General features: G+C 41.0%; 20 protein-coding genes and 2 tRNA genes. 15 read left to right on the forward strand and 7 right to left on the reverse strand.

Annotated elements, in window-relative coordinates:
- The first annotated feature begins 22 nt into the window (after nucleotides 1–22).
- The 4 genes from ACR0QE_RS07750 (at nucleotide 23) to ACR0QE_RS07765 (ending at nucleotide 4883) form a co-directional block, all read left to right on the forward strand.
- Nucleotides 23–799: a pseudouridine synthase gene (locus ACR0QE_RS07750; protein ID WP_432627797.1), complete on the forward strand. Its 777-nt coding sequence runs from the start codon at nucleotides 23–25 to the stop codon at nucleotides 797–799.
- A 119-nt stretch (nucleotides 800–918) separates the two neighbouring features.
- A complete protein-coding gene (gene ligA, locus ACR0QE_RS07755; RefSeq protein ID WP_432627798.1) occupies nucleotides 919–2913 on the forward strand; it encodes an NAD-dependent DNA ligase LigA in 1995 nt (664 codons plus the stop codon).
- A 426-nt stretch (nucleotides 2914–3339) separates the two neighbouring features.
- The gene (gene metA, locus ACR0QE_RS07760) at nucleotides 3340–4257 is read left to right on the forward strand and encodes a homoserine O-acetyltransferase MetA (protein ID WP_432627799.1); all 918 of its coding nucleotides are present in this window, start codon (nucleotides 3340–3342) and stop codon (nucleotides 4255–4257) included.
- A gap of 65 nt (nucleotides 4258–4322) precedes the next feature.
- Entirely contained in the window at nucleotides 4323–4883 is a 561-nt protein-coding gene (locus ACR0QE_RS07765) for a Maf family protein (protein ID WP_432627800.1), read from the forward strand.
- 103 nt (nucleotides 4884–4986) lie between these two features.
- On the opposite strand, the gene ACR0QE_RS07770 is transcribed toward ACR0QE_RS07765, so the two are convergent.
- Together ACR0QE_RS07770 and ACR0QE_RS07775 are read right to left on the reverse strand one after the other, a co-directional pair.
- Nucleotides 4987–5856 carry an aldo/keto reductase gene (locus tag ACR0QE_RS07770; RefSeq protein WP_432627801.1) on the reverse strand — a complete coding sequence of 290 codons (870 nt, stop codon included), beginning with the start codon at nucleotides 5854–5856 and terminating at the stop codon, nucleotides 4987–4989.
- A 44-nt stretch (nucleotides 5857–5900) separates the two neighbouring features.
- Nucleotides 5901–6635 (reverse strand): dihydrofolate reductase family protein, encoded by a 735-nt coding sequence (locus tag ACR0QE_RS07775; RefSeq protein ID WP_432627802.1) that lies wholly within the window; start codon nucleotides 6633–6635, stop codon nucleotides 5901–5903.
- Nucleotides 6636–6907: 272 nt separating this feature from the next.
- Between ACR0QE_RS07775 and ACR0QE_RS07780 the strand changes: the two genes are divergently transcribed.
- Nucleotides 6908–7363, forward strand: a complete 456-nt coding sequence (locus ACR0QE_RS07780) for a MerR family transcriptional regulator (protein WP_432627803.1) — start codon at nucleotides 6908–6910, stop codon at nucleotides 7361–7363.
- 174 nt (nucleotides 7364–7537) lie between these two features.
- Here the strand turns inward: ACR0QE_RS07780 and ACR0QE_RS07785 are convergent.
- From ACR0QE_RS07785 to ACR0QE_RS07795, 3 genes are all read right to left on the reverse strand, one after another.
- Nucleotides 7538–7609, reverse strand: a tRNA-Glu gene (locus tag ACR0QE_RS07785).
- A gap of 352 nt (nucleotides 7610–7961) precedes the next feature.
- Nucleotides 7962–8555 carry a YHYH domain-containing protein gene (locus ACR0QE_RS07790; RefSeq protein ID WP_432627804.1) on the reverse strand — a complete coding sequence of 198 codons (594 nt, stop codon included), beginning with the start codon at nucleotides 8553–8555 and terminating at the stop codon, nucleotides 7962–7964.
- Nucleotides 8556–8918: 363 nt separating this feature from the next.
- A tRNA-Pro gene (locus tag ACR0QE_RS07795) sits at nucleotides 8919–8992 on the reverse strand.
- Between the two features lie 421 nt (nucleotides 8993–9413).
- On the opposite strand from ACR0QE_RS07795, the gene ACR0QE_RS07800 reads away from it, so the two are divergent.
- Both ACR0QE_RS07800 and ACR0QE_RS07805 read left to right on the forward strand, forming a co-directional pair.
- A complete protein-coding gene (locus ACR0QE_RS07800) occupies nucleotides 9414–10211 on the forward strand; it encodes an HAD-IIB family hydrolase (protein ID WP_432627805.1) in 798 nt (265 codons plus the stop codon).
- Between the two features lie 210 nt (nucleotides 10212–10421).
- A complete protein-coding gene (locus ACR0QE_RS07805; RefSeq protein ID WP_432627806.1) occupies nucleotides 10422–12254 on the forward strand; it encodes an aminopeptidase P family protein in 1833 nt (610 codons plus the stop codon).
- Between the two features lie 126 nt (nucleotides 12255–12380).
- On the opposite strand, the gene ACR0QE_RS07810 is transcribed toward ACR0QE_RS07805, so the two are convergent.
- Nucleotides 12381–13010 carry a prolyl-tRNA synthetase associated domain-containing protein gene (locus tag ACR0QE_RS07810; protein ID WP_432627807.1) on the reverse strand — a complete coding sequence of 210 codons (630 nt, stop codon included), beginning with the start codon at nucleotides 13008–13010 and terminating at the stop codon, nucleotides 12381–12383.
- Nucleotides 13011–13196: 186 nt separating this feature from the next.
- Here ACR0QE_RS07810 and rlmD point away from each other — a divergent pair, with 186 nt between their 5' ends.
- A complete protein-coding gene (gene rlmD, locus ACR0QE_RS07815) occupies nucleotides 13197–14627 on the forward strand; it encodes a 23S rRNA (uracil(1939)-C(5))-methyltransferase RlmD (RefSeq protein ID WP_432627808.1) in 1431 nt (476 codons plus the stop codon).
- A gap of 177 nt (nucleotides 14628–14804) precedes the next feature.
- Here the strand turns inward: rlmD and ACR0QE_RS07820 are convergent, their stop codons facing one another.
- Nucleotides 14805–15386 (reverse strand): GNAT family acetyltransferase, encoded by a 582-nt coding sequence (locus ACR0QE_RS07820; RefSeq protein WP_432627817.1) that lies wholly within the window; start codon nucleotides 15384–15386, stop codon nucleotides 14805–14807.
- 574 nt (nucleotides 15387–15960) lie between these two features.
- Between ACR0QE_RS07820 and ACR0QE_RS07825 the strand changes: the two genes are divergently transcribed.
- The 7 genes from ACR0QE_RS07825 to cas1b all read left to right on the forward strand — a co-directional run bounded on the left by ACR0QE_RS07825 (nucleotide 15961) and on the right by cas1b (nucleotide 24695).
- Nucleotides 15961–16662 (forward strand): CRISPR-associated endoribonuclease Cas6, encoded by a 702-nt coding sequence (locus ACR0QE_RS07825; RefSeq protein ID WP_432627809.1) that lies wholly within the window; start codon nucleotides 15961–15963, stop codon nucleotides 16660–16662.
- A 108-nt stretch (nucleotides 16663–16770) separates the two neighbouring features.
- Nucleotides 16771–18546 (forward strand): CRISPR-associated protein, encoded by a 1776-nt coding sequence (locus tag ACR0QE_RS07830; RefSeq protein WP_432627810.1) that lies wholly within the window; start codon nucleotides 16771–16773, stop codon nucleotides 18544–18546.
- Nucleotides 18543–19529 (forward strand): type I CRISPR-associated protein Cas7, encoded by a 987-nt coding sequence (locus ACR0QE_RS07835; RefSeq protein ID WP_432627811.1) that lies wholly within the window; start codon nucleotides 18543–18545, stop codon nucleotides 19527–19529. Before ACR0QE_RS07830 ends, ACR0QE_RS07835 begins: the two co-directional genes overlap by 4 nt.
- Before the next feature lie 3 nt (nucleotides 19530–19532).
- Nucleotides 19533–20396, forward strand: coding sequence for a type I-B CRISPR-associated protein Cas5b (cas5b, locus tag ACR0QE_RS07840; protein WP_432627812.1), 864 nt, complete (start codon nucleotides 19533–19535; stop codon nucleotides 20394–20396).
- A 66-nt stretch (nucleotides 20397–20462) separates the two neighbouring features.
- Nucleotides 20463–23213 (forward strand): CRISPR-associated helicase Cas3', encoded by a 2751-nt coding sequence (gene cas3 / locus ACR0QE_RS07845; protein WP_432627813.1) that lies wholly within the window; start codon nucleotides 20463–20465, stop codon nucleotides 23211–23213.
- A 129-nt stretch (nucleotides 23214–23342) separates the two neighbouring features.
- Nucleotides 23343–23840, forward strand: a complete 498-nt coding sequence (locus ACR0QE_RS07850; RefSeq protein WP_432627814.1) for a CRISPR-associated protein Cas4 — start codon at nucleotides 23343–23345, stop codon at nucleotides 23838–23840.
- Between the two features lie 36 nt (nucleotides 23841–23876).
- A complete protein-coding gene (gene cas1b, locus ACR0QE_RS07855) occupies nucleotides 23877–24695 on the forward strand; it encodes a type I-B CRISPR-associated endonuclease Cas1b (protein WP_432627815.1) in 819 nt (272 codons plus the stop codon).
- Nucleotides 24696–24794: the final 99 nt, after the last annotated feature.

Below are 24794 nucleotides of genomic sequence, written 5' to 3' on the forward strand. Positions count from 1 at the left end.
TTTAATATGGAGAAATGAAAAAATGGAAGAAATCCGTTTAAATAAGTATCTGAGCGAGCAGGGAATCTGCTCGAGACGTGAGGCGGATCGCCTGATTGAGGCGGGAAAGGTCACGATCGATGGGCGCAAGGCACAGACCGGTGAGAAGGTGACGGGACATGAGCAGATTTTCTGCGATGGAAAGCCGGTTGGAAGAGCGTCGGGCGGAAAGAAGGCAAAACCGGTCCTTCTGGTGGTCAATAAGCCGAGAGGAATTGTCTGCACGACATCGGACAAAGACCGGGCGCCGAATGTGATCGATCTGGTTCACTATCCGTCCCGTGTCTATCCGGTTGGACGGCTTGACAAAGATTCAGAGGGACTTTTGCTTCTCACCAATCAGGGAGAACTTGCCAATGAGATTATGCATGCGGGCAACCTGCATGAGAAAGAATATTTAGTGACGGTGGATCAGCCGTTCAACTCTGCCTTTTTGAAGAAAATGCGGGAAGGCGTGGAGTTAAAGGAACTTGGAGTCACGACGAGACCGTGCCGCGTGGAATCTACCGGGCCGAAAACGTTTCGGATTGTGCTGACGCAGGGACTTAACCGCCAGATTCGCCGGATGTGCGAGGAGCTTGGATACCATGTGGTAAAGCTCAAGAGAGTGCGGATTATGAATATTCTGCTGGGAAAGTTAAACACCGGGGATTTCCGCCGCGCAACACCGAAGGAGATGGAAGAGCTCGAGCGTGCACTTGAGCAGGCGAGAGAACTGCGCGAGAAGCAGAACGAGGATATGGCTGATTCTGAGGATTGAGCAGAATCGTGAGAAACAGTGGAAGAATCGTGAAAAACAGAGAGAACTGAGAAAACCGGAAAGAGAGCAGTTCAAAACAGAGAAAACGGAAGCGGTATGGAGGCAGGCAGGGACAGGATATGGGACAGAATCAGGATGCAAAACTTTTGCAAATGAAAGAGCTGACGGCAAAACTGTCAGAAGCGGCAAAAGCGTACTATCAGGAGAGCCGGGAGATCATGAGCAACTTTGAATATGATAAGCTCTATGATGAACTTCTCGCTCTCGAGAAGGAAACCGGCGTTGTCATGGCGGGAAGCCCGACCCAGAAAGTAGGATACGAGATTTTGAGTGAGCTTCCGAAGGAGGCACATGAGGCACCGATGCTCTCTCTCGACAAGACAAAGGATGTCGGTGTTCTTCAGGAGTGGCTCGGAGATAAAGAGGCGCTTTTGTCCTGGAAACTGGATGGACTCACAATCGTGCTGACTTATGAGGGCGGAGAGCTTGTGAAGGCCGTGACGCGCGGAAATGGAGAGATCGGAGAGGTCATCACGAACAACGCGCGTGTCTTTGCCAATGTACCGCTGAAGATTGCGTATCAGGGGCAGCTGATTCTCCGCGGAGAGGCAGTGATTCGGTATTCGGATTTTTACCGGATTAACGAAGAGATTGAAGATGTGGATGCGAAGTATAAGAATCCGCGAAATCTGTGCAGCGGATCGGTTCGCCAGCTGAACAATCAGATCACGGCCCAGAGAAATGTAAATTTTGTGGCCTTCATGCTTGTCCTTGCGGATGGTGTGGATTTCCACAATTCCAGACGGGAACAGTTTGAGTGGCTGAGAACGCAGGGATTTGAGGTTGTGGAGTACCGGATGGTGACGAGAGAGAGTCTTCCGGATGCTGTTCATTTCTTTTCCGAGAAGATTTCCGATTATGATATTCCATCGGATGGTCTTGTGCTTCTGCTCGACGACATCGCTTACGGTGATTCCCTTGGACGGACTGCCAAGTTCCCGCGCAATTCGATCGCATTCAAATGGGAGGATGAGATTCGCGAGACGCATCTTCTTGAGATTGAGTGGAGCGCGTCGCGGACCGGACTGATCAATCCGGTGGCAATCTTTGAGCCGGTTGAGCTTGAGGGAACGACAGTCAGCCGCGCAAGTGTCCATAATCTCAGCATTATGGATTCTCTCAAGCTTGGAATCGGGGATACCATCACTGTGTATAAGGCGAACATGATTATTCCTCAGATTGCCGAAAATCTGACGCGAAGCGGAAACATAGAGATTCCCAAGATTTGCCCGGTCTGCGGGGGCAAGACGGAGATTCGCCAGATGAATGACGTGAAATCCCTTTACTGCACCAATCCGGACTGCCAGGCAAAGAAAATCAAGAGTTTTTCTCTTCTTGTCAGCAGAGATGCCCTGAATATTGACGGGCTTTCCGAGATGACGCTTGAGAAATTCATTGCAGCTGGATTGATTCATACCTATGCGGATATTTTTCATCTGGACCGTCACCGCGAGACGATCGTGGAGATGGAGGGATTTGGAGAAAAATCGTATGAGAATCTGACGTCGGCGGTTAAGCAGGCATCCCACACGACTCTGCCGCGCGTGATTTATGGCCTTGGAATTGCGGGGATCGGTCTGGCAAATGCAAAGATGCTCTGCCGGCAGTTTGACTTTGATTTTAATAAGATGCGTCATGCGTCGGAGGACGAACTGACTGCTGTGGATGGAATCGGAACGGTTCTCGCTGATGCCTGGATTACGTATTTTAAGTCCGAGAAAAATAATCGTCTTGTAGATGATCTCCTCGCAGAGCTGACGATTGAGCAGGAATCCGGAGGAACAGAGACAGCGATTTTTGCGGGAATGACGTTTGTGATTACCGGTTCTGTGAATCATTTTGCAAACCGCAAGGAACTTCAGGCGGCAATTGAGGCGAGGGGCGGAAAGGCGACAGGATCTGTCACATCGAAGACGACGTATCTGATCAACAATGATGTCACGTCCAATTCCTCCAAAAATAAGAAGGCCAAGGAGTTGGGAATCCCGATTCTATCAGAAGAAGATTTCCTGAAATTGATGGAGAGCGGGCCGGCTGAATCGAAAACAGAATAAGAAGCTATGGGAATGCCAGGAGAACTTATGTTACTGTTCACGCGCCCTGCAAACAGTAACGGATTTTGCCGATGCTTCGCATTCCAGATCGACAAAATCTGCTGTCACCACTGTATCATACGGCATTTTCAGTTCAGAAAATGCCTACCCGTGTACAGTAACAACTTATTTCTTAGATGGCATCTCGACTATTGCCTCTTCTTGTGATATACTACAAAGCGTATATCATGAGAAGAGGTATTTTTATTTTTTTCTTTTTTATTCCTGATTTGGAATATGTAAAGAAGATTTTCGGATGTTATTTCTGTTGATGTTAAGAGTTTTATTGATTCGTTTTATTAATTTGGTTTATTGATTTTTGGGATTTTGTTGATTTCGCTGAAAATTATCAATTCGTAAATGAATAATTGATTGGGGGAGAAGATTATGCCAATTAAAGTACAGAATGAACTTCCGGCGCGTGCCATTCTTGAGTCGGAGAATATCTTTGTGATGGATGAAGACCGTGCCTTGAGTCAGGATATTCGTCCGCTTCAGATTTTGATTCTGAATTTGATGCCATTGAAGGAAGATACGGAGACCCAGCTTCTTCGTGCGCTCTCCAACACGCCGCTTCAGGTGGATTGCACGTTTCTGATGATGTCCTCACATGTGTCGACACATACGTCTGCAAGCCATTTGAACAAATTCTATGTCACTTTTGATGAGGTCAAAAAGAAGAAATTCGACGGTCTGATTATCACCGGGGCGCCGGTGGAAAATATGGAATTTGAAGAAGTCAATTACTGGGAAGAATTGAAGATGATTATGGAGTGGTCAAAGACTCATGTCCATTCCACCCTGCATATCTGCTGGGGAGCTCAGGCGGGGCTCTATTATCATTACGGTATTCCGAAATATACGCGTAAATCCAAACTTTCCGGAATTTATCGCCATCGGATTCTCGACCGCAAGGTCCCGCTTGTGCGCAGCATGGATGACTATGTGATGGCACCGCATTCCCGTTATACGGAAGTGCGTCGGGAGGATATTGAGAAGCATCCGGAGCTTCAGATTGTCGCAGAGTCAGATGAGGCAGGTGTTTTTCTGGTACTCAATCAGGATGGAAGCCAGATTTTTGTCCAGGGTCATCCGGAATATGATCGCATGACCTTGAATAATGAATATCATCGTGATCTGAAAAAGGGACTGAACCCGGAGCTTCCATGCAATTATTACGAGAATAATGATCCGTTCAGTATTCCGGTTCTGACATGGAGAAATCTGTCAAATACGCTTTACGCAAACTGGCTGAATTTCTATGTATATCAGACGACCGATTATATTCTGGATGCCGAAGACTAGGAAAGAAGAGCACAGCGAAAAAGAAGAGAGAGACGAGAGAAAAGAAACGGGAGAAACGATAAGAAATGAAAAAAATAATTCTTGCGTCCGCGTCTCCGAGAAGGCGGGAACTTTTGCATCAGGTGGGAATAGAACCGGAGATTGAACCGAGTCATGTCGAGGAAGTGATCACGACGACGGTTCCTGCAGATGCAGTGATGGAACTGTCCGCTCAGAAGGCGGGAGATATTGCGAAACGCCACAACGGAGAAAATGCAGTCGTCATTGGTGCAGACACGGTTGTTGCGGCAGACGGAAAAATTCTTGGAAAACCGCACGATGAGGATGAGGCTTTTGAGATGCTCAAGATGCTGAATGGAAGAAAACATCAGGTCTACACAGGTGTAACTCTGATTTTCTGTGAGACAGGCAAAACGTGCACTTTTGCAGAAAAGACGGATGTAGAAGTTTATCCGATGACAGATGTACGGATTCGCGCGTATATTGCGACCGGAGAGCCGATGGATAAGGCAGGTGCCTATGGAATTCAGGGGCGCTTTGCAGCTTATGTAAAAGGAATCTGCGGAGATTACAACAATGTGGTGGGGCTTCCGGTGGGAAGACTCTGTCAGGAGCTTGATCCGTGAGAGTTTTGCTTAAATTTATGTGAAATCAATCAAAAATGGGAGAATCCGCCGATGGATTCTCCCGTTTTTGTATCACTCAGAGAGGATGCCCCCTCCTTTGTTCTTATGCCAGAGGTTTACCGCTGAATACAGGGAACATATTAAAATCGCCATAATCTGCGATGTGCTCCATATGCTTTAAGATTTCCATATCTGTGTCGGAAATCACGAAATCCACATCGGCATTGCTTGCCATGTGCTCCGGATTTGCGGTTTTTGGCAGAGCTACAGTGCCGAGCTGGATGACATAGCGGATGCAGAGCTGAGCAGCAGATACATGGTATTTTGCGGCCATTTCTGCGATTGCCGGATTCTTGAGTGCCTCGCCATGAGCGATCGGAGAATATGCCTCCACCAGAATTCCCTGGGATTTGCAGAAGTCAACAAGCTCCAAATCGGTGTTGCTGATATGAAGAAGAATCTGATTTACCATAGGCTTTACACGACAGCCGGAGAGCAGATTCTCGAGGTCATCTTTCAGGAAATTGGAGACACCGATAACACGGACTTTTCCTGCCGCCTGTGCATCTTCAAGAGCGCGCCAAACTTCCTTATTTTCTTCGAAATAGCGCTTTTCCACGCGGAACTCAGTCCACGGCTGTGGAGAGTGAATGATCATCTGGTCAAGGTAGTCGAGTCCCATTTTCTTGAGAGTCTCGTCGATAGACTTTGCAGCTTCTTCATAGGTTTTCAGTTCAGCAGCTACTTTGCTGGCAACAAAGAGTTCCTCGCGCGGAACGCCACAGGTGCGGATTCCCTCGCCGACACCGCGCTCGTTGCCATAAGCCTGTGCGGTATCAATGAGACGATAGCCGAGTTTGACGGCTGTTTTAACTGCCTCAGCAGCTTTGTCATCATCAATAAACCAGGTACCAAGTCCAAGTTTTGGGATGTTCAGGCCGTTTGCCAGAGTGTAAGTCTCGTTAAAAATCATGATTGTTTCCTCCTAAAAATAAAAAATGATATTTGAAATAAATTTTAAATGTCTTTGCGGGAGTCTACGGTATAGCGGAGCCAGACGGAACCGCCATCCATCACCTTAGCTTCCTTCAGCGAAAATCCAAGTGGTCTGTTGTTGGAGAGTCTCTCTTTTTCGCGGAACAATGGTGGGGTATTCAGACCGCCATCCGCAGCTGCGGCAAGAACAACACTGATTTCATCACACATGCCTGCCTGAAGGAAAGACCAGTTCAGAACACCGCCGCCCCCGAGCATCAGGGTTTCAATGTGAAACAGTTCTTTGAGTTTTGAGAGGATCAGGGTATAGTCCAATTCTTTTTTGCCGGCGATGATGTAAGAAATTCCCAGTTTTCTTAAAAATGCTTTATAAGAATTGCTGACATCTTCGGTCAGAACTTCGATGACATGTGCGGTCGTGTCGATATAGTGGAGGGTGGCATCCTCCCAGCCGAGTTTTCCGTGAGGGTCGATTGATACATAAAACATTCCAAAATCTGGCTGGGCGATGAAATCTCCTTCTGGAACAAGGGGAGCATGTTCATCAAGAGCAGGTTTTTTATAAAAGGTAAAATTGTCGTCTGTTGTCACTCTGCCGGATAACCATCCCTGATGTTTGTAAAAGGGTGTTTTTCCAAATGCAATGTCATAAAAGACATCGCCTGCTGCGGAGCCTTGAGGTGTTTCCATGAAACTGCCTGCAATTTTTCCGTCGAGGGAAGTCATCATGTGACAAAAAATATAAGGTCTATTCATTTGAAGTGTTCCTCCAAGATCTTAAAAATGGTGGTATCGTTTCTGCATGGGATGATGCAGGAAAATGCCGTGCTGTTTTTGATTTCATCGTAGTTGGTGAAAACTTGACAGAAGAGGCATTTGACGATATGCTTTCTTTAAAGTTCACTTATACCTTACAACTTAAAGTGTGCTTTAAGTCAAGGCTTTTTTAAACTTTATTTTGTTAAATGTAAAAGTAATTGTGTTTTGTGATGAGTTTCATAATTTTTGAGATACCGGAGGGATTTTTAATGGTCTACACAGTAGGAGAAACAGCGAAAATGTTGGGAGTCACCGCTTCAACTCTGCGATATTACGATAAAGAGGGCTTGCTGCCGTTTGTAGAGCGCTCAGCAGGGGGAATTCGGATGTTCAAAGAGTCTGATTTTGAGTGGCTTCAGGTGATTGGCTGCATGAAGAAAGCCGGGATGTCCATCAAAGATATTCGCCAGTATATTGAAATGGCATTGCAGGGGGATGACACGATCAATCTGCGTCTGGAAATGTTTCGTCATCAGAGGGAGGAACTCCGAGTACAGATGGAAGAACTTGAGCACACGATGGAAATGGTGGAGTATAAATGCTGGTATTATGAGACGGCAAAAAAGGCGGGGACCGTGGCAGTTCCGCGTGACATGAAAGAAAGCGAAGTACCGGAACGGTTTCGCAAGATTCTTCATGAGCTGAGAAAAGTGCCAGAGGCATAAAAGTTTTCTAAGTTTATGGAACTGATTGATAATTGAAATTGATCGAATAAATCGAATCAATAAATCAACCCCCATTCTGGATTGTATGCTCCGCGAGGATCAACTTGAAAAACACATGAGAACATGGAAAACTAAAAAACTCCGATGCAAATGATATCGCATCGGAGTTTTTTATGACCTCATCGGGAATCGAACCCGAGTTTACGCCGTGAGAGGGCGTCGTCTTAACCGCTTGACCATGAGGCCATGATCCATATTTTGTTTCTTATACTTTTATGTTCGTGACCGATTTGTCATCAGCGAACTCCTATATTCTACCGTGTCTTTCGAAAAAAAGCAAGCGAAAAATTCGATTTTTTTCACAAACGGCAAAATATCTAAAAGAAGAGACGAATATTAGACAATTGTAGAAAATATATCCAAAAATCCTCCTGAAAACGGATATAAAACTTGCATCAACTTAAATCGACTTGAACATATGCGGAACCTTGGAAAGAGGATGAAATTCTTTCGGCAGGTTCCGCACATCGTTATCACAATCTTGTAAGATTAAGTAGAGCAAGTACAGATAGTTCACGCACAAGTAATTGAGAATTATTTATTGGTGGACGCGATCTTCTTTGCAGCCGGTTGAGAGATAGTGTTCATAATAAGCCTTGAGATTGTCGCCATATGCATTTTTGAGATCAGCATTGTTTTCTTTATAGACGTTCACGTCAAAGGAGTCACATCCCTTTCTGCCCTCTGCCATGCCGTTTGTATAAAAATGTTCAAAGAGTTTCAGGCTGTCATGCCCAATGGCAGACTGAAGATCGGGATTGGCATTGTAATAGTAATCCGCGTCGAAAACGGCCTGATATGAATTCATCAGTTCGGTCGTGACGACAGTTTTTGCTGCCTGGGACTGCGCCTTTTTGGAACTGGATGAAGAAGAGGAAGACGAAGAGGAGCTGTAGGGACATACGCCGTTTGGATGAAGATGAGCGGGCATGCCATGATGGTAATGATAGCTTCCAAGGCCGCTCTTATTTTGATAGTCGTGATGTCCGCCGCTAGAATCGGTTCTTCCCTGATGTGCTTCCGCTACGATCGTAAATGGATGAAAGACAGGAGCTGCCTGTGCCGAAAGCATAAGACCGGATAAGAGGACAATTCCAAGTTTTTTAGCTGTTTTTTCTTTGTGTTTTCTCATAATGAACCCTCCCTGTTTGAAAATACACGGTATCTTCCAATATCATTTATCATTCAAATTATAAATACCTGCATATTATTTATACGATTTTCTGATTAAAATACAACAGAAAATGACAAAAATTGATGATAAAGATAGAAAAAATAAAGAAAGATTGGCAGAATAAAGAAAATTGGGAAATGAAATGCAACAAAAGAGTGCAAACAAAAAGCTGAAAGTGCAAACAAAAAAAGCCGATATTGTAAGCAAAGTCAACTTACAAATCAGCCATTTCGGATAAAGTACTTTGATATTCAAGTAATCATAGGGTATCAGAAAATATGTTCGATCAAAGTCCGAAAATCCTTGAAAATAAAAGAAAAATCGGGGCAACAAGATTTGAACTTGCGACCTCTCGGCCCCCAGCCGAGCGCGCTACCAAGCTACGCCATACCCCGACGTTTTAACACAATACTATTAAGATATTAAGTATATCACGATGAACAAGGAAACGTATTTTCGTTCGATAGCGTTCATTATATCATGAAAAGAAAAATTTGAAAAGTGTTTTTTCAAAAAAGTCCGCCACATCTTCCAATCAGAATCACTGCGCTGCTCTGTTTTACTTTGATCGGTGTTCAGTGGGTGCATAACTCAGGGGGGACATAGCCTCTGAGTTATAGTTTGTACACGGTATATCGGGGGAAGATCATAGTGAAAAGAGATAAGCACCCGCTTGCGGAATAATCGCTTATTTGTTATGATAAAAGATGTGCAAAGCGCCGGTGGCAGTTAGTCTGTGCCGACTAAAGAGATTTTGATTATGCGCAATGGATCGGATATATTTTGCGCTTATTGAGTAAAGGATGCGAAAGAGCGATGAAGGAAGTAAAAAAGGGAATTGTCAGTTTTGATATGGATATGACGCTTCTGGATCATGCAGATTACAAGATTCCAGAGAGCGCGATGCGTGCGCTGGAACTTTTGAGGGAACATTATTACATTGTTATTGCGACCGGGCGCGATTTGGACAGTGCATTCAGCGCGGGACTGAAAGAGATGGTGGAACCAGATGCAGTGATTCATCTGAACGGAACAAAGATCACGGTCGGGGATACCCAGATTTATGAGCATCTGATGGATCATGCTCTGGTTGAGCGGATGCTGCATTTCGCAGAAGGAAAAGAATTTGCGATCGGAATGAGCAGCGGAACAGAGGATTATTACATTAATCCGTCGTTTGTGGAGCGGCATGATATAAGAAGATGGGGCGTGACAGAGAGAAATTTTCAGGATCCGTGGAAATTGCTTGAACTTCCTGTGAGAACTTTGACTTATATCGGTGCAGAGCCGGGATGCCATGAAGTAGAAAAGGCATTTCCGGAAGTGAAGCTGCCAATGTTTTCCAGCCGGGAAGGTGCGGACATTGTGGAGAAGCAGTCATCAAAGGCGGAGGGACTCAAACGCCTCTGCGCTTATTATAACATTCCGATTGAGAATACTGTGGCATTTGGAGACAGCATGAATGACTATGAGATTATCCAGACGGCAGGAATCGGTGTGGCGATGGGAAACGGAATCGAGATCTTGAAAAAAGCGGCGGATTATGTGACAGATGACATTGATAAGGATGGTGTCTGGAATGCCTGCGTAAACTTGAAGCTGATTCAGCCATAAGATTGATTGAGCATAAGAACAACCGGAAGAGCTGTTACAGAAGCGGCTATACGAGCAGCTATAAAGCAGTTCGGTTTGCGAACTGTAAGATTTGGTTTTCAAAAGCTGGATTTGCAGGAAAAATTGTGCAGGAAGAAAAACTGGAAAATGAAAGAATGAAAAGAAATAGAAAGACAGGTCTAAACAATGGATCTGAATCAAGGTGAAAAAATGACAGAAGCAGTGACTGAAAAAGTAACAGAAAAAGTAACAGAGAGAATTGAGAGACTTCGGAAAAAGATGGCAGAACACCATATGGATGCCTATCTGGTTCCGACATCGGATTTTCACGAGTCCGAATATGTAGGCGAATACTTTGCATGCAGAAAATATATCACGGGATTTACCGGTTCTGCGGGACAGGCAGTGATCACGAGAGATTGGGCCGGACTTTGGACTGATGGAAGATATTTCGTACAGGCAGCAGCGGAACTGGCAGGATCCGGAGTGGAACTTATGAAAATGGGAGAACCTGGTGTTCCGACTGTTGAGACCTATCTTCAGCAGCATATGCCGACTGGAGGCGTGCTTGGATTTGATGGCCGTGTGATCAACAGCACGATGGGAGAGAGACTCAGAGATCTGCTCGGGGCAAATCAGGTGAGTGTGGAGAGTGATTATGATCTTGTAGGGGAAATCTGGGAGGATCGTCCGGAACTTTCCTCAGAGCCGATCTGGGTGCTTGATGAGAAGTATGCGGGCAAGTCTGCAAAAGAGAAGATTGCTGATCTTCGTGCACAGATGGAGCGGGCAGGCGCAGATACCCATATCCTGACAACACTGGATGACATTGCATGGCTCTTAAATATTCGCGGAAATGATATTCCCTGCAATCCGGTGGCTTTGTCTTATCTGGCAGTCACAAAGACAGAAATGATTTTGTTCATTGATGCCAAGGCGGTTTCGGATGAGGTCAGAGAGTATTTGAGTGCTCAGGGTGTTAAGACTCAGCCGTATGATGCGATTTATGAGTATGTCCGCCAGATTCATCATGCGCGTGTCCTGTTGGAGAAGGCAAAGGTAAACGATGCCATTTTGAATGGTCTCGATGACACCAACAAGGTAATAGACCAGATGAATCCGACAGTCATGGCAAAGGCGGTGAAGAATCCGACTGAAATTGAGAATATGAAAAAGGCGCATATTCTTGACGGTGTGGCAATGACAAAGTTTATTTACTGGCTCAAAAAGAATGTGGGAAAAATTCCGATGACTGAGTGCAGCGTTTCGGATAAACTGGAAGAACTGCGCAAGGAGCAGGGGGCACTGGATCTGAGCTTTACAACGATCTCAGCATATGGTGCAAATGCAGCCATGTGCCATTACCATGCGCTTCCGGAAACGTGTGTGAATTTACAGCCAGAGGGTCTGTATCTCGTTGATTCCGGCGGTCAGTATCTGGAGGGAACGACAGACATCACGAGAACGATTGCACTTGGACCGGTGACGGAGGAAGCGAAAAAGCATTATACGCTTGTGCTGATCAGTATGCTGCGCCTTGCTCACACAACGTTTATTCAGGGAGCGAGCGGAATGACACTGGATTATGTGGCGAGAGAGCCGTTCTGGAAAGAAGGACTGGATTTCAATCACGGAACAGGACATGGAGTTGGCTATCTGTTAAATGTGCATGAACGTCCGGTGGGAATTCGCTCAAGAGTTGCAGCGGGACGAAAAGCTGAGGTGGTTCCGTTTATACCGGGAATGGTGTGCTCCGATGAACCTGGACTCTATATCGAGGGAAAACATGGAATTCGAACAGAGAATCTGATGTATTGCCTGAAAAAGAACAAGACAGAGTTTGGTCAGTTCTTGGGATTTGAGTTTCTGACCTGGGTTCCGATTGATCTGGAGCCGGTGGAAGTTTCGATGATGACGGATGAGGATCTTGGATTTTTGAATGAGTATCACCAGACAGTGTATGAAAAGATTTCCCCGTATCTGAGCGGAGATGAGTTAGAGTGGCTGGGACAGGTGACAAGACCGTTGGAGAAGAATGCATAAAAATGCATAAGGGGAAATTCTTTTATATATAACTATATAACTGGGGATAGATGCCAATTTGCCCCCATCTGACCAACGAGAAAGAGATCAGGCGGGGGAGATATGGGAAAGCGGTTGTCGTTGTTTTTACTCTTCCCACGGGAGTTCCACAATGATAGGTTCATGGTGGACAGCAGGAAGAAAATGATCCAAAATATCGCGGGTGCTGATTTTCAGGCTTGAGGTGTTGATGCACGGATGACAGCCGATAAATGCATGGTGGTCGATGACATCGCGGTCAATTAAGAGCTGAACGCGATTTTCCGGGTCATTCATCAGTCCAAGCACACTCACAGATCCGGGTGTCAGATCGAGAAGACGTTCCATGTCGTCCGGTTTGCCGAAAGAAAGCCGTGCACTGCCGATCTGCTTGGAGAGTTTTGACGTTTTAAATTTCTTTTCGCCGGGCATCATCAACAGGTAAAAGGCAGTTTTCTGTGCATTACACAGAAAGAGATTTTTACAAATGTCAATATCGAGAAGTTTGTCCACATCGTGACAGGCTTCGATCGTCGGCATGGCACTGTGATCCACTCGGATATAGGGAATATGGAGCTCGTCGAGAAGGTCGTAAGTGCGGATCTCCTTTGGAAGACGTGAACTTTCATCCTCAGGGCGACCATGATAGCAGGTCGGATCAATGAAATAGGATGGCTCAGGGGAAGAAGCGGAGTTTGAGATAGTAGGTGTATGGGAAATATTGGAATTCTGATTCATAAAAAGCTCCTTTCGTAAAGAAATATAATTTTTTGTAACAAAGTTCATGTTGTGTTTTTACTCACAGAATAATTATACGAGTAATTATACGAGAGAAGCGTCAAAATTCAAGTGTTTTCCACAACGTTATAATTTGTGCAACGCATAAACGGCAACGTAAGAAATAGAAAGAAGATAGAATTATTCATGAGAGAGACAGAGAAAAATAAGAAAAAGCGCATGGATGTAGGTGCAAAAGCCTCAAAATCGGTGCGTGATGGAAAAACGTTTAGTGATAAAAAGGCGTTGAAGGAATCAAAATCATCAAAGGTGCCAAAACCATTAAAATCATCAAAAGAATTAAAAGAATCAGAACGTTATCAGGGGTATCAATCTGCTAAGTCTTCAAAAATCTCAAAAGAGATTGGTAGAGATAAAGCGAAGGATAAAGAACAGGATAGAGAAAACAATAAAGAGAAGAATACTAAAAAATTAAAGAAAAAGAGTCTCTGTCCGGTTTCTGCGCGCTGTGGAGGTTGTCAGTATCTGGATATGCCGTATGAAGAACAACTCAAATTAAAGCAGACACAGATGCAGAAACTCTTAGGAAAGTTTTGCGGCGTTCATCCGATTCATGGAATGGAGAATCCATTCCACTACCGTAATAAGGTTCATGCAGTATTTGGTCACCGCAAAGGGGAGCCGGTGTCTGGAGTCTACGAAGAGGGTACGCATAATCTGGTTCCGGTGGAGAGCTGCCTGATTGAAGATCAGAAGGCAGATGAAATTATCGGAACAATTCGCGGAATGCTCAAGTCGTTTAAGATTCGTACTTATGATGAGGATACAGGCTACGGACTTCTGCGCCATGTGCTGATTCGCCGCGGATTTACAACGGGGGAGATTCTTGTTGTTCTTGTCACAGCATCCCCGGTATTTCCGTCAAAGAATAATTTTGTCAAGGCATTGAGACAGAAGCATCCGGAGATCACGACAATCGTCCAGAACATCAATGATCGCGGAACCAGTATGGTGCTCGGCGACCGTGAGCACGTGTTATACGGAAAAGGATACATTGAAGATGAGCTTTGCGGGTTCCGTTTTCGTATCTCACCGAAGTCCTTCTATCAGGTAAATCCGGTGCAGACGGAATATCTTTACAATAAGGCGATTGAACTGGCAGGACTTACTGGAAAAGAAATGGTTCTTGATGCTTATTGCGGAATCGGAACGATCGGAATTACCGCATCCGCTCATGCCGGACAGGTAATCGGTGTGGAGTTGAATCCGGATGCAGTGCGCGATGCTATCCAGAACGCAAAATGCAACAACATCAAAAATATTCGCTTCTACTGCAACGATGCCACAAAGTTTATGACGCAGATGGCAGAGGCAGGAGATGGCGTGGATGTGGTACTCATGGACCCGCCGAGATCCGGAAGTACAGAAGAGTTTATTCGTGCTGTGGCAGCGGTGAAGGCAAAACGAGTTGTCTATGTCTCCTGTGGTCCGGACACCCTTGCACGTGATCTGGAAGTATTCAAAAAATATGGATATCAGGCAAAGAGCGCATGGCCGGTTGATCTCTTCCCCCAGACGTATCATTGTGAGATGGTGGTAGAAATTTTAAAAAAGTAGGGAGACAATAAAAAGTAAGTAATAGAGATCGACTTAAACTTGGAAGAGTTAGCTATAACCAATGCAGATTTGAGTTAATGTTGTTTGGTGAGATAAAAAAGAAAAATAGAATTAAAAAAGAAGAAGCGACCGTTTCCTAAAGAGTGTAAATCGGGCTGTCGCTTTTTGTGTTCTAAATCAAATAAATTTCAAAAGCTGATGTAAAGTGTAAGATTCATTGTTCTGGGAAGTAGTAATACGAGTATCAAATGGTTTAAAATGATTCTGTGTGTAAAAACTCAGAAGAAATTCGTTATCCTCGCATTCAAGAAATTCCATAACACCGCCTATGGAATATTTGAGATTAGATATAGTCTCCAGTGCAAATCCTAATAGAATGTTTCCAGAAATCCGTTTTTCTCTTGGAAGAGAATAATTTTTTCCTAATTGTGCAATCAGGTAAGCTGCGGTGGTGTAAGAGTGTGTTTCTTCATCTGGAATACTAACACGGGATAGTTTCTTTACCATTGTTTTACTTATATTTGAAGCCCGGACAGAAATTGGTTTTACTGTAAGGGAAAAATAGCCAATTAATGAAGCATCTTTAGCATCAAACACTAGATAGGTGATGGATTGATCTTTCTTGGTAAATTCGATTGAATTATGTAATAAAAAGTGTTCAACATCAGGGTTTTTAGGACAAGAAAAATCGGAGAGCAAGTCGTAAAGATCTTCCTCTCCGATATATGTCGGTTCATCTTTATCTAAATATGCCCGGATATTAACAGTAAAATATTTTTATCAGACATGTTATTTCTTCCTTTTTGACATTAAAGCTAAGATTTCCTGTGGGTTTGTTAACTGATGTCCGGGAAGTGTTTGCTTTGGTGTACGGTCATGATCGGCTTCATTATCGAAAACAGAAATATTTTCTAGATAATTTTTAAATTGATGATTTATAAATTGCTAGCAGTGAGCGAGCAATAATTTTGATAATAGATACTCTTGATATTTATGACTTATTTGAAAATAATAGAAAGTATGAGGTTTTAAGTGTTGCATTACAGGCGATAAATGGATATAATAATGGTTATGTATTTGAATAGAATGAATAGTAACACAGGGTGTTTTTGAATATAAGAAATGATAAAAATGTTATATTTATATGAATAGTAACATGAGATGTTTTAGAAATGTGATTAAAAGTAAAGAATGTAGTGTTTGGAAAATATTTATGTTATAATATCTTATCCAAAATGTAATTTTCAATAAGCAATGAAAATATTGACATCATCTCATGAACATGATATATATAAAATATAACGTAAAAACAAGAATAAATAAGGAGGAAAAAGTGGATATACAGGTATATGAAATAAAAGTAAAATTGCATATGTTAAAAACAGTTCCATTGAATCAGATTCAATCGGAAGTAACTTCCTGGCTTGACAAGGGATTTGCAACGGATAAGAAATTACTGGAACTGCATGAGTCTAAATGTACAAAAGGATATTGTTTTGACCTACCGTATAGATGCGAAGCAGATCGCATATATAAAAAAGATAAGATTTATACACTTACAATTCGAACAATTCATTTGAAATGGGTTCATTATTTTACAGAAGTTGCATTGAAGCAGAGCACACAAAACTTAAAACCTGTAACGATAAGTTTGCAGCTTCTTCCGCGAAAGTGGATTACGTCATTGTATACTTTAACACCGGTTATTATAAAAAATCCAGGTAAAGGGTATTGGAAAACGTTTATGCCGGAAGAAGAGTACGAAAAACGTATTTGTGTAAATTTGATAAAGAAATGGAATTATTTTACGGGACAAAAAATGAATGAAGACTTTTCTTTGTATACATTATTTCAATTTTTAAACAAGGGTCCGATTAAGGTGCCGTATAAAAATGTTACGTTGCTTGGAGATAAAATAGAATTAGCGATAACTGAGGAGGAGAATGCTCAAAATTTGGCATATTTAGCACTGGGGACAGGTCTTGGGGAAGGTGGAAGCCGAGGATTTGGATTTGTAAATTATAAATGGTTTTAAAATGATTGCTTTATACAGGGTGTAAAAGGAATTGCCTATATTTTTAGTTTAAGCGTATTTAAATATATTGAAATATAGGCAATTCCAAGAAAGAAGGTGAAATAATAAATGCTTCAAGAATGTGTTGCGGTTTTTCAAAAAATTCTGGAGGAGCAGGGCGGTGGAGAACAAAAAATTTTAGATGAATATGTGCCAGCTTCGGGTACATATTTGCTTGTTACAAGAGATGGAACAATTCGGTTTCAGGAAGAGATTGAACTGAAGAAAAAAAAAGAGGGGCTTATTTTAGAAAGAGGACTTCATTTTGCTCTATTTTGTTTTATGGATTACCACAGCCGTTTGATTTCTATGAATAAGCCGATGGATTCGAAGAAAGTTATTCATTCAGACAATTATTTATCATTTTGGATTAAAAAGGATAGTCTTGTGTCTGGAAAGTTGAGTCCAGAAATTATTGATAGGTATTATGATACTCTGTTAGATCCAATTGGTAAGAAGTATGGAAAATCCCAGGAAGCTGTACGGATTTATCAGGAATTCGAGGAAAAGAATGGAGCGGTTGATCAGGAGGAATTGGAACGTTGTAGACGATGGATTAAAGAGCACATATTCTCTTTAGATTGTGTAGATTTCAGCAAAAAAGGTTATTTAAAGATCTTTTTTGAAGCGGATGAGGAAACTTATATTCGCGAGGATCAACGTTATCTTCTTCCGAATATTTACAACAACAATGATTACAATGTGGAAATAAATGGAGAGATTTTGGGAATACCAGATAATAATCTTGGAATGAATGCTAAAAAACCATTTCTTTCCATCAAAACGCGAAAATATCCGGCACCATATTTGTTAAACGAAAAACAGGTTATTCAGCAGAAACAATTTTTTGATTATCTCACAAACCAGGCAGCGATAGGACGATTGAACATTTATATTGACACGGATAAAAATAAGATTTATTCGTATACCAGCAAAGAGACTTGTAAGGAAAAAATTGATTCCGGATATTTTCTTCGATTGAATAAGGGAAAAGAGACGGAGATTTCGTATCAGGATAATTTATCTGGATATAGACAGGAAATGAAATATCCATTTTATTTTAGAAATTTTATGGATGCAAAGTATACGAGGCATCCTGAGTATGCTGAATGGTTTAAAAGAATAGATTCACGAATGGAATTTAAAGATTGTATCAATGATGTAGTGTTTTTGAATTATCTGAATGGAAATTTATGGAGGAAGGAAGAAGAGGTCAGTGCATTAAATGAGGAGATGCGATGTGATATTTTATTTGCAAGAGCTACAATAAGAAATTGGAGCATGATACGCTCTGGGGAAGATTTAGACCGGCGTTTGAAAACCGTGCTGGAAAAAGTAACATTACGAGCATTAAAACGTTCTGTTTTAGCAAATCAACCAGAACGAACAAGTTGGCAATTAAATTTTCTCTGGTCATGCAAAGAATATTTTCGGAAGAAGGAGGAAAATGGCATGGAAGAGTCGGGATATGAGCTTGTAGAAAAATTTAAGAAAAAAGTATTGACGGAGGAATCTCCTCATATTGAAAAGGGAAATGATGAGGAGTATTATTTTACGGTTGGACAGTTTGTGGGCTATTTGATTTCTTTAAATAAGGCTAAAAACAGACCACAGTCACTGGTTAATCCATTTTTAAATGCAACAAATGACAAGGTTTTAAAATGTAGAATCGGACAGATTTATAAGAAATATAATTATACGATTTCTCATGATTCTAAGCGAGCAAAGAAACTTTTGGGAATGGTGATGTCCTACACACCAACAGGAGCTTTTAATATGGAAAAATTTTTATGGGGATATGCAGAGAGTAATGTGATGTATACAAAAAAGGAGGAAACAGAGTGAACAAGCGTGTGTATGGAGTGATTGGGATTTCTTCGATTATGGCAAACTGGAATGCTGATTTTTCGGGGCAACCAAAGAGTCTTAGCGATGGAACGATATTTGGCAGTGATAAGGCATTGAAGTATCCGATGAAAAAGTTATGGGATAATGAGGGGAGGAAAGTTCTTTATATTAAGTCCATGTGTTTATCAAGTGTCGGGAAAAAGGGAGAAGTAACTCTGCTTCCGAGGACGTTAAAGGAGCGTTATGAGCAAATCTTTCATGTAAAGGATCTGAAGGATTGTAAAGATGCTAAAGAAATTTTAACAAATTTGATGTCTGCGGTGGATGTCAAAAACTTTGGCGCAACATTTGCGGAATCTGGAAGTAATATTGCGATTACCGGTGCAGTTCAGATTGGACAGGGACTTAACAAGTATGAAGGAGCAGTTGTAGAAGAACAGGATATTTTATCGCCATTTCGTGTTTCAAAAGAAAAAACATCCGATTTGAATAAAAGTAAAGAGATGACAGATTCCGGGGAAGATGAAGATATAAAGAAGAACTCCACACTTGGAACAAAGATTGTGAGCAATGAGGCGCACTACTTTTATCCATTTGTGATTAATCCGCTGGCATATAAAGAATTCGTTGAGATGGGAGTTACCGAAGGATACACAGAGGAGGATTATGAAAATTTTCATAGGACCGTTCTGGTGTCGACAACTTCGTTTGCAACGAATTCAAAAGTGGGATGTGAGAATGAATTTGTTCTGTTTGTTGAGACAGATATAGATTTATATCTTCCAAATCTGTCTGAGTATGTGACGTTTGAGAAGACAGAAGATAAGAATCGAATTCAGATTCAGTGTGGAGATCTTTTTGATAAGTTGAGAAATCATATTCATAAGATTGAGGTGTACTATAATCCATATACAACAGAACTGGGTGGATTGAGTGATGATGTGGAAGTGTATGATATTCGGACTCAGGAAAGGGTATAAAGAATGGAAATACTGAGATTTTCACTGAGTGGTTCCACGGCCTGTTTTCATAAACCAGAAGTGAATACTTATTTTTATTTTACTTATGGAAATATTCATAAGATAGCACTTTTGGGAATGTTTGGTGCGATTTTGGGGTACGATGGACATAATCAGATGAAAGGTTATGGAAAGGAACGTCGGCAAGGAAAATTGAGCGAAGGATTTCCAGACTTTTATGAGAAACTCAAGGATTTGCATATTTCGGTTCTTCCAGTATATCCACACGGATTAATTCCAAAGAAGATACAGAACTTTAATAATTCTGTTGGATACGCCTCAAAGGAACAAGGAGGAAACTGGATTATCAAGGAACAGTGGTTGGAAAATCCAAGCTGGGAGATTGCAGTATTAATTGATTCTCCAGAGGCAGAAAAGTTAAAGAGTGCGATTTGTGAAAATCGTTGTGTGTATTATCCATATCTTGGAAAAAATGATCACATGGCAGACATCAAAAATGTGAGATTAGAAGAAGCGAATGATGTTGAGTTTTCACAGGGACAGTTGAACTGTTTTGTGCCAATAGAGTCTGTAAAAGTGTTAGATCTTGATTTAGATGACATAGAGGAATTGTTAGAAGAACAATGGGAAAATCTTGAGAAGAACAATCCGGAGCTTTTGGAAGATCTTGATGAGAAAGTGTGGATCAAAAAAAAGAAAGAAGATATTGGAAGTTTTAAATACAGGGAAGCACTTCCGTATTCATTGGATTCATGGACAAATCTATATCAATTGAAAACGTTTCTTTATACGAATTATTATCTTGAGATGACAGACAAACAGCCTGTTTACCAGCTCAGTGACGGAAAAAATATTGTGTTTTATTAGAAAGAGAGAAGCCTGGCGAAACAGCCGGGCTTCTTTGGCGTATGATTAGTTAGAGTATAAAGTATAATGGCAAGCGGAGAAAAATCGGTTTTTATTGTTGACAAGGGAGGAATTGTATTGGCAATAACGGAGACGCAGATTTCTGGTATATTGGAGCAAATTACAAAGTTGATTGATAAGCCTGAAAATTTTGACGCACATATTCGCGAGAACAAAGAGACAGGAAAAATTGAGCGAGAATCTTTGCTAGAACATATTGAACGTACAGTAAAATATTTTGCAAGAATTTGGAATGAGAAAGAACTTGATCATTTTTTTGATCGAATGATTGAAGTGTGGTATGAGGATGGTTGTTGTTCAGAGGTGGAAAAAAAGTTTTGGAAAGAGTTGATTCTTGCAATTCCGGCATTCCATGATATTGGGAAAATCAATCCGGCGTTTCAGGTGGAGAAAATGAAGAATCATAGGGGAGAAAATAAAAAATCAGAATATTGTTTTGAGGATGTTGCATCAAATCATTCGGTTGTCTCTTCTATGATATATATGGATTATTTTCAGAAAGAATTAAAAGGTAAAATTAGAAATAAAGAGATAGAAAATAAAGCTTTTTTCCGGTTGTTGATTGTGTTACATGCATATATTATTGATCGGCATCACAGCAATTTGACAGATTTTGAATCGTTTTTGCATTCTGCTCAGTTTGAACGTGGAAGCAGTGTACTAGATATTATTGAAAATAAAGAATGTAAAACATATTTAGGTCCCTGTGAAATCAGCAAGAATGATATCGACAAAGGATTTAGAAAGCCATGTAGTAAAATGTGGGAAGAAAAATGGAACTCTTCCAAAGAAAAGAGTATCGCAGAATATGTGTATGTGCGAATGTTGTATTCTCTTTTGATTGCATCTGATTATTATGCGACGGCGGAGTTTGAACAGGGTGTTGAGATGCAACAGCTTGGAAATGTAGAGGAGATCAGCGGATGGATTGATGCCTATGAAAGTACGGAACGTATAAAAGGAATTCGAAAGTACCAGAGCGAAGAATATCCGAAAACAAGACAAGACTTTGAACGTGTGACGAATATGAATGAGCTTCGCACGGAAATGTTTCTTGATGCGGAGACCGAATTAAAAAAACATCTTGATGAAAAGATTTTTTATTTGGAAGCACCGACGGGAAGTGGAAAGAGCAATACGGCAATCAATTTGAGTTTTCAGTTGATGAAAACAGATTCTCATTTGAAGAAACTGTATTATATTTATCCGTTTAACACGCTAGTGGAACAGAATAAAGAGACATTGCAGGAGATTTTTAAGGGGAACAAAGAGATCTTAGAAAGCATTGCAGTGGTAAATGCGTTGACTCCGATTAAAGTGGATCTTTCCAAGGGAGACAAGGGAGAGGAAGAATCTGGAGGAGAAGAAAATTTTGGAAGCTATTATCAGAGAGCACTTTTGGACAGGCAGTTTTTGAATTATCCAATGATTTTGTCTACGCATGTCAGTTTATTTGATACGATATTTGGAGCAAGAAAAGAATCGGCGATGGCATTTCATCAGTTAGTAAACAGTGTGATCGTCTTAGATGAAATACAGAGCTATCGATATAAAATCTGGGGAGAGATTATTTACTTTTTAAAAGGGATTGCCAATTTATTGAATGTGCGAATTTTGATTATGTCTGCGACTCTGCCGAATTTGGATTTGATAACAGAGCAAATGAGAGATGCAGTTATTTTAAATCGAAATCGGGAAAAGTATTATCAACATCCGTGTTTTAAAAATCGAGCTGTTATTTCTTATGAGCTGCTTGAGAAGAGAAAAGTGGGAAGGGAGGAACGAGAGGAACAACGGGAAGCATTTATAGAAAGATTGTTGAATCATGTGGAAGCGTCTGCGCAGAGTAGAAAAAAGGTATTGGTGGAATTTATTAAAAAGAAGACTGCGTTTGAGTTTTATAGATCGTTGAGGGAGCGTTTGGATGTAAGTTGTGAATGTGAAGTGGAGTATATGTCCGGCGATGATAGCGTATCAGAGCGAGCGCGAATTTTGACGTGCGTAAAAGAAAATATGTCCGGGATTGTGCTTGTTGCGACGCAGGTGATAGAAGCAGGAGTTGATCTTGATATGGACATTGGTTATAAAGATATTTCAAAAATGGATAGTGAAGAGCAGTTTATTGGAAGAATTAATCGGTCTTTTGCCAAACATGGAAAAGTTTACTTTTTTGATTTGGATGATGAGAAAGTGATTTATGGAAATGAAGATGTGAGGACAGCAGCGGAATTGACGATACAAAATTCAGAAATCAGAGAATATTTTGAACAAAAACAATTCGATTGCTACTATAAGAAAGTGTTGGAGTGTTTGAAACGCAATGTTTCTCAAAATGTCGGGCAGGATGGATTGGATGCGTTTTTTAAAGAGTCTGTGATGAAACTTTATTGGCGGAAAATAGAGGAGAGAATGAGACTGATTTCTGAGGATGCGTGGAGTGTATCGGTTTATCTGGCGCGAGATTTAGAGAGAGTGGATGGAACGGTGATAAGCGGTTCCAAACTGTGGGGTAAATATGCGGAATTGCTCCAGGACTGTTCGATGGACTATGCAGAGAAGAAAACAAGGTTGTCAGAGCTAATGAGTCAGATGAATGAGTTTATTTATAAGACGAATCAGAATACAAGCATTGAAAAGTACAACGATAAAATTGGTGAACTTTTTTATATTGAAGATAGTGACGTATATTTTGAAGACGGAAAACTAAATCGGGAGCGGCTGCAGGGAAAAGATCAGGAATTTGTTGATTTTATATAAGAAAGAAGTTAAGAAGGAAGGTGAGTTGTGGGGAATTTTAAGTGAGAAAATATAAAGAAAAGAAAATTTTTGATATGGCAGATTAAAAAAATTTAGCGAAAACAATTAAATAATGTTATGAGGGAGGGATTGAAAACGAAAGTAACAGGAACTTTGATGAATTATTATTTTCATTGTAAGCGTCAGTGTTATTTATTTGGAAATCGTATGAATTTAGAGGACAACAGTGAAGAAGTTCAAATTGGAAAAGCATTGCACGAGGAGCGTGATAGTTTCGATAACACGGAAATTGCGATTGAGAATGTTCGATTGGACAAATTGACAAAAGAATATTTGACTGAGGTAAAAAAATCAGATGCAGATGTGGAAGCATCGAGATGGCAGTTGCTATTATATTTGAAAATTTTGAAGGAAAAGGGAGTGATTCGGAAAGGAAAACTGGAATTTATTGAGAAGAATAAATCAGCTCACAAAGTAGAAATTGTAGAACTGACGCCAGAGTTGGAAGAACAATTGAAGGACTATGAGGAAAAAATAGAACAGTTGTTGGCTGGAAATGAAGTACCAGAAGTACTGAATACTGCTAAGTGCAAAAAATGTGCGTATTATGAGTACTGTTATATTTAGATTTATAAATTTATAGATTTGTAGGAGAAAATGCTTATGGGAAGTACAAAGTACATTACATCTATGGGGGAATTAAGTAGAAAGGATAACTCTCTTTGTTTTCGCAAAGATGGAAAGAACGTTTATATTCCGATTGAAAATACAAAGGAAATTTATTGTCTGAATGAGGTGTCTATCAACAGCAAGCTTTTAGACTTTCTGGGTCAGAATCATGTAGTGGTTCATTTTTTTAATTATTATGGTGGGTACAGTGGGACATTCTATCCGAAAGATCAGTATATGAGTGGACGACTTCTTGTAAAACAGGTGGAAAAGTTTCAGAATCAGAGGATGCAAATAGCGAAAGCGGTTGTAAGGGGAATTGGAATTAATATTTATGAAATTTTGTATCATTACTATAAACATAATAAAAAAGAGGTAAAAGAAACGGTTGACTGGATAAAAAAAGAATTTTATGCTTCCGTGGATCAGGCAGAGAATGTGAAAATATTAATGTCAGTGGAGGGGGAATTGTGGATGCGTTTTTATAGTTGTTTTCCATATTTTCTTCCGGAAGATTTTGTGATGAATAAGAGAGTAAAGCGTCCGCCGGATAATCCTATGAATGCGATGGTTTCTTTTGGTAATACTCTGCTGTATGCGAAGACAATTTCTGCCATTTTCCGGACGCATTTGGATCAGAGAATCAGTTACTTGCATGAGCCTTCAGAAGGCCGTTTTTCGTTGAGTCTGGACTTGAGTGAAGTATTTAAACCGGTTATTGTATATAGAACTATTTTTGATCTGGTAAATAATAGAAAGATCCAAGTAGAAAAGCATTTTGATAAAAAAGTAAATTATTGCCTTTTGAAATGAGGCTACCGCAATCCCACTGACTTTAGACGGTGGGTTAAGGTAGCCAAAAGTTAGATATTATTGTATGCTTATATCATGGGAACATGGAAATCTAAAAAC

The sequence above is a fragment of the Brotaphodocola sp. genome, from assembly GCF_050873065.1.
In the GTDB taxonomy this organism is placed as follows: Bacteria; Bacillota; Clostridia; order Lachnospirales; family Lachnospiraceae; genus Brotaphodocola.